This window comes from Acidimicrobiales bacterium, from assembly GCA_035316325.1.
In the GTDB taxonomy this organism is placed as follows: Bacteria; Actinomycetota; Acidimicrobiia; order Acidimicrobiales; family VFJN01; genus DASXTK01.
Map to the genome: position 1 here is coordinate 1 of DATHJB010000164.1, position 5,627 is coordinate 5,627.

Here is a 5,627-nt window from a genome sequence, read left to right on the forward strand (position 1 = left end):
GGGCTACCCGGTCACCCTCACCACCCGGACCCGGGAGCGGGCCGAGGGCCTGCTCGCCGACGACGCCACCTGGGCCGACACGCCCGCCGAGGTGGCGGCCGCCAGCGACGTCGTCTTCTCGATGGTGGGGTTCCCCCACGACGTGCGTGAGGTGCTGCTCGGTGAGGACGGGGCGGTCTCGGCGTGCCGTCCCGGGACGGTGCTGGTGGACATGACGACGAGCGAGCCGGCGTTGGCCGTCGAGATCGCGGCGGCCGCCGCCGCCCGGGGCGCGCACACGCTCGACGCGCCGGTGTCAGGCGGCGATGTCGGTGCCCGGAACGCGTCGCTGTCGATCATGGTCGGCGGCCCGGCCGACGTGTTCGCGGCGGTCCTCCCCTGCTTCGAGGCGCTGGGCACGACCGTCGTGCTCCAGGGCGACCACGGCGCCGGCCAGCACACCAAGATGGTCAACCAGATCCTGATCGCCAGCACGATGGTGGCGGTGTCGGAGGCCCTGGTCTACGCCTACCGGGTCGGCCTCGACGTCGAGCAGGTGCTGACCTCGGTGGCGAGCGGCGCCGCGGGGAGCTGGGCGCTGTCGAACCTCGGGCCCCGGATCGTGGCCGGCGACTTCGCACCCGGGTTCCTCGTCGACCACCTGGTCAAGGACCTCGGCATCGCGCTGGCCGAGGCCGAGCGCTCCCGGCTCGCCCTGCCCGGCCTGGCGCTGGCCCACCAGCTCTACGTCGCGCTCCAGGCGCAGGGGCACGGCCGCGACGGCACCCAGGCCCTGGTCCAGGCGTTGGCGTCGCTCTCGGGGCTCAGCTGGCCCCCGCCGTCAACGTCGTAACGGGCGCCTCGGTCACGCCACCCAGACGGTCTTGGCGTTGCAGAACTCCCGGATGCCCAGCGCGCTCAGCTCCCGGCCGTAGCCCGAGCGCTTCACGCCGCCGAACGGCAGCTCCGGGTACGACGTGGTCATGCCGTTGACGAACACGGCTCCCGCTTCCAGGTCGGCCACGAACCGCTCCTGCTCGGTGGGATCGGTGGTCCAGGCGTTGGAGCCGAGGCCGAACGAGGTGACGTTGGCGAGCTCGAGCGCGGCGTCGAGGTCGGGGACCCGGTACAGCGTGGCCACCGGGCCGAACACCTCCTCGGTGTGGATCCGCATCGCCGGCGTGACGTCGGCGACCACCGTCGGCGGGTAGTACCAGCCGGCCCCCGCCACGGGCGCGCCGCCGCAGAGCACCTGGGCGCCACGCGCCGCGGCGTCGGCCACCAGCTCGTCGACGTCGACCCGCCCCTGCTCGGTGGCCAGCGGGCCCACGTCGGTGCCCGCATCCAGGGGATCGCCGACCACCAGCGACCGCATCCGCTCGACGAAGGCCCCGGCGAACTCCTCGTAGGCGGCCTCGTGGACGATGAACCGCTTGGCGGCGATGCACGACTGGCCGTTGTTCTGGACCCGGGCGGTGACCGCCACCTCGGCGGCCCGGGCGACGTCGGCGGACGGCATGACCACGAACGCGTCGCTGCCGCCCAGCTCCAGGACGGTCTTCTTGACCTCCTGCCCCGCCACCGAGGCGACGGCCTGGCCGGCGGCCTCGCTGCCGGTGACGGTGGCGGCGGCGACCCGCGGGTCGCGCAGCACGGCCTCCACCTGGCCGGCGCCGATGAGCAGCGTCTGGAAGCACCCCTCGGGGAAGCCCGCCCGGCGGAACAGGTCCTCCAGCCACAGCGCGGTCTGCGGGACGTTCGAGGCGTGCTTCAGCAGCCCGACGTTGCCGGCCATCAGCGCAGGAGCGGCGAAGCGCACGACCTGCCACAGGGGGAAGTTCCACGGCATGACCGCGAGGACGGCGCCGAGCGGCTGGTAGCGGGTGTACGCCCGGCTCGCCCCGACCGCGCCCGGGTCGGCCAGCGGCTCGTCGGCCAGGAACGACTCGGCGTGCTCGGCGTAGAAGCGCATCCCCGTGGCGCACTTGGCGGCCTCGGCCCGCGCCGACGCCAGCGTCTTGCCCATCTCGGTCGTCATCGTGAGGGCGACGTCGTCGCGCTCGGCATCGAGCAGGTCCGCCGCCGCCCGCAGCCACTCCCCCCGCTGGGCGAACGTGGTCCGGCGATGGTCGGCGAAGGCCGCGGCGGCGAGCGCCAGGCGCGCCTCGATCTCCTCGTCGCTCAAGGGATCGAACGCCTTGAGCACCTCACCGGTCGCGGGGTTCACGGTCTGGATCGGCATGCCACTCCTCGGGGTTCCTCGCGGTCCTACCGGGCTTTCTACCGGTTCTACCGGGCGGTCCAGCCACCGTCGACGACGACGGTCTGCCCGGTGACGTAGCGGCCGGCGTCGCTGACCAGCCACAGGATCGCGCCCAGGAAGTCGTCGACGGTCCCCTCGTAGGGCAGCGGGGTGTTGCGGCGCAGCCAGTTGCCGCCCCGCTCGTCGTCGTAGAGCGACTCGGTGATCTCGCTGCGGAAGAACCCCGGGGCGACGGTGTTCACCCGGATGGAGTGCCGGGCCCACTGGACCGCCAGCTCGGAGGTGAGGCCCGACAGCCCCGCCTTGCTGGCGGCGTACGACGCCTGGGGGATCCCCGGGATCCCGACCCGGGCACTGATCGACGACACGTGGACGATCGACCCCCGCCCGGCGGCCTGCATGTGGGGGAAGACCTGCTGGCTGAGCCGGAAGGGAGCGACGAGGTTCAGGTTCAGCGTCTGCAGCACGCCGTCGAGCGGCTCGCTCTCGGCCGGGTGGCCGCCGACGATCATCCCGGCCACGTTCACGAGGATCTCGGGCCCGCCCAGCTCCCCGGCCACCTGAGCCACGAGGCCGTCGACCTGCGCCGGGTCGAGCAGGTCGCAGCCGACGGCGAGGCCACCGATCTCGTCGGCCAGCTCGGTCAGCCGGTCGTACCGGCGGGCGACGACGGCCACCCGGGCGCCCGCCGCGGCCAGCGTCCGCGCCACACCCGCCCCCAGCCCCGACGAGGCGCCGGTCACCAGGGCGACCCGCCCGTCGAGGTCGAACAGCGCCCGCCGATCGGTCATGGCTGCCTGACCACCTTGGCGGTGAGGAGGGCGTCGATCTCGTCGGCGGGGACATCGAGGTCGCTGAGCACCGCCACAGTGTGCTCACCGGCGGCGGGAACCACGAGTGAGGGCCCGCCGCCGGCCGCCCTCGACTCGCTCGTGTGGAGCTGCACCAACGACACCCCGCTGGTCAGCTGGTGCGTCGACCTGGTGGCGCGGACGCTGGCGGGCGGTCGCCGATGAGCCCCGGGAGCTTCGACCGCTCCACCTTCCCCATGCTGTTGCGCGGCAGGTCCGCCAGGACCACCACCCGCTCGGGCACCTTGTAGGCGGCGAGCTGCTCGGCGCACCACGCCACGATGGCCTCCACCGTCACGTCGGCTCCCGGGTCGAGCTCGACGGCGGCGGCCACCCGTTGCCCGAGCCGCTCGTCCGGCACCCCGAAGACCACCGCACCGCGGATCCCGGGGACCTCGTTGATCACCCGCTCCACCTCGGCCGGGTACACGTTCGCCCCGCCGCGGATGATCACGGCGTTGCGCCGTGACCGGATGACCAGGTAGCCGTCGGCGTCGATCTCGCCGAGGTCACCGGTGAGGAGCACACCGTCGCTGAAGGCCTCGGCCGTGGCCTGCTCGTTGCCGAGGTAGCCGAGCATCGACCGGTACAGGCCGGCCCAACGCCCCTCGGTGACCGGTTCGAGGCCGACCTCGCCCACCTCGCCCTCGCCCGGCGGCAGGGCACGACCGTCCGGGCCGCGGATCGTCAGCCGGAGGTGCGGGAGGGTCCGGCCGCTCGCCCCGTCGGGCCCGGGCGTGCCCCGGTCGTCGATCGCGACGATGGTCGGGGCCTCGGTGAGCCCGTAGGTCGACACCGGGGTGACCCCGAACTTGGCCCGGAACTGCTGCTTGATCTCCGGCGGGCAGGCGTCGCCACCCGTCCACACCTCGTCCAGCGTGGCCAGGTGGGAGGGCAGGATCTCGGGGGCCTTCGCCATGGTCGACAGCAGGGCCGGCACGCCGTTCCAGGTCGTGACCCGCTCACGGTGCAGCTGCTCGGTGATCCCGGCCGCGTCCATGCGGTCGATCAGCACGCAGGTGCCGTGGGCCTGCGCTGTCGTGAGGGTCGACAGCACGATCAGGTTGAGGATCGTCAGGGGCAGGCAGTCGCCCTTGCGGAGGCTCCCGTCCCATCCCCGGGTCGCCACCAGGACCTCGCCGGGCACCACCAGGTTGTGCTGGCTGTGGACCACGCCCTTGGGCCGCCCGGTCGTCCCGCTCGTGTAGGCGAGGCCGGCGGGCGCCAGGGGGTCGACGGGCGGCCGGTCCCGGGGATCCCCGGCGGCCTGGTCCCACGGCCCGCGCCCGAGCGCGACGTCGCCGCGGTCGACCACGACCACGTCGAGGGCGGCGCGCATCCCGGCGGCGGTCTCGGCGTCGGACAGGTAGAGGGAGGCGCCCGAATCCTCCAGGATGTACGCCCTCTCGGGCGGGGCCAGGTTCCGGTTGATGCCGACCCAGACCCCGCCGAGCCGCATCACCGCATGGAACGCCACCACGATGTCGAGGTCGTTGGACAACGACGCCGCCACCGTCGTCCCCGTCCCGACCCCCAGCCCGTGGAGCGCCGCGACAGCCCGCTCCACGGCGTCGTCCAGCTCCCGATAGCTCAACCGCCCGGCCGGCCCGACGACCGCCTCCTCCTCCGGCACGGCCGCCAGCGGGGCCTCCAGGAGCCGGGCGACCGACCGTGGTGTCACGTCCATCAGCGTGCCCCGTCCCCCTCGATCTCTCTCTCGCCAACCTTTCAATGATTATGCCTTGAGGGCGCCGAGCACACAGCAGCGGAGGCGGCGTGAGGGTGTCAGGGAACGGTGGCCGTGGCCGAGTCGGTGCCGCCCGCACCGGTCACGGTGAGGACCCAGGCGCTGCCGCTCACGGCACAGGCCGTGTGGCTGCCCGACGGGTCGACCGGGGCGGCGGTGCCCCCGGCCGGTCCGAGCCGCGCGCTCGTGGCGTCGGTGCTGCTCCAGAGGAAGGTGGTGAAGGTCTGGCTCGGCGTGGCGCAGTTGCCGGTGCTCACCGGCGTGGCCCGGAAGCCGCCGACCACCGGCGGGGCGGGCGCCGGTGGGGCCGGCTCGGCGGTGGTGGTGGTGCCCGGCGGGTCGGTGGTGGTCGGGGAGACCACGACCGGGTCCGGCTCGCTCACCGCGGCCGCTGTCGGCGGCGGCGCGGGGTCGGTCGCCGACGTCGCCGGCGCGTCGGCCCCGGTGGTGGTCGACGTCTCGACGGTGGTGGAGGTCTCGCTCGGGGCATCGACCAGGTCCAGGGCGTCGTCGCCGGGACCACCCCGGGTCCCCAGGAACACCACGGCCGCGACGGCGGCGACCGCCGCCGCCATGAGCAGCGCGACGCGGCGGCGGGCCCCCGACCCCGACCTGCCCGGCGGGCGAGGCTCGGGGCTCCCCGGCGAGGTCGGGACCCCGGAGGCGGCGAGGGCCGCGGCGGCCTCGGCCTTGAGCACCGGGCCGGCGGTCACGAGCGGCACGGCGGCGAACATCGCCTCGGGGCTGAGGGCCAGGGTGCGACGGTCGTCGCAGTCGGAGCAGCCGC

The 5,627-nt window shown here is 74.3% G+C and carries 6 protein-coding genes; 1 reads left to right on the plus strand and 5 read right to left on the minus strand.

The window, feature by feature from the left end; all coding sequences use genetic code 11:
• Positions 1–832, plus strand: an 832-nt coding sequence (locus VK611_21455; protein ID HMG43914.1) for an NAD(P)-dependent oxidoreductase, incomplete at its 5' end; no start/stop codon positions are given.
• Between the two features lie 12 nt (positions 833–844).
• On the opposite strand, the gene VK611_21460 is transcribed toward VK611_21455, so the two are convergent.
• The 5 genes from VK611_21460 to VK611_21480 all read right to left on the minus strand — a co-directional run.
• A complete protein-coding gene (locus VK611_21460) occupies positions 845–2,221 on the minus strand; it encodes an NADP-dependent succinic semialdehyde dehydrogenase (GenBank protein HMG43915.1) in 1,377 nt (458 codons plus the stop codon).
• A gap of 47 nt (positions 2,222–2,268) precedes the next feature.
• Positions 2,269–3,033, minus strand: a complete 765-nt coding sequence (locus VK611_21465; protein HMG43916.1) for an SDR family oxidoreductase — start codon at positions 3,031–3,033, stop codon at positions 2,269–2,271.
• Positions 3,030–3,188, minus strand: a complete 159-nt coding sequence (locus VK611_21470) for a hypothetical protein (GenBank protein HMG43917.1) — start codon at positions 3,186–3,188, stop codon at positions 3,030–3,032. Before VK611_21470 ends, VK611_21465 begins: the two co-directional genes overlap by 4 nt.
• A 17-nt stretch (positions 3,189–3,205) precedes the next feature.
• The gene (locus tag VK611_21475; GenBank protein HMG43918.1) at positions 3,206–4,780 is read right to left on the minus strand and encodes an AMP-binding protein; all 1,575 of its coding nucleotides are present in this window, start codon (positions 4,778–4,780) and stop codon (positions 3,206–3,208) included.
• A gap of 98 nt (positions 4,781–4,878) precedes the next feature.
• Positions 4,879–5,627 (minus strand): hypothetical protein (locus VK611_21480; protein ID HMG43919.1); only part of this gene is annotated, 749 nt, incomplete at its 5' end.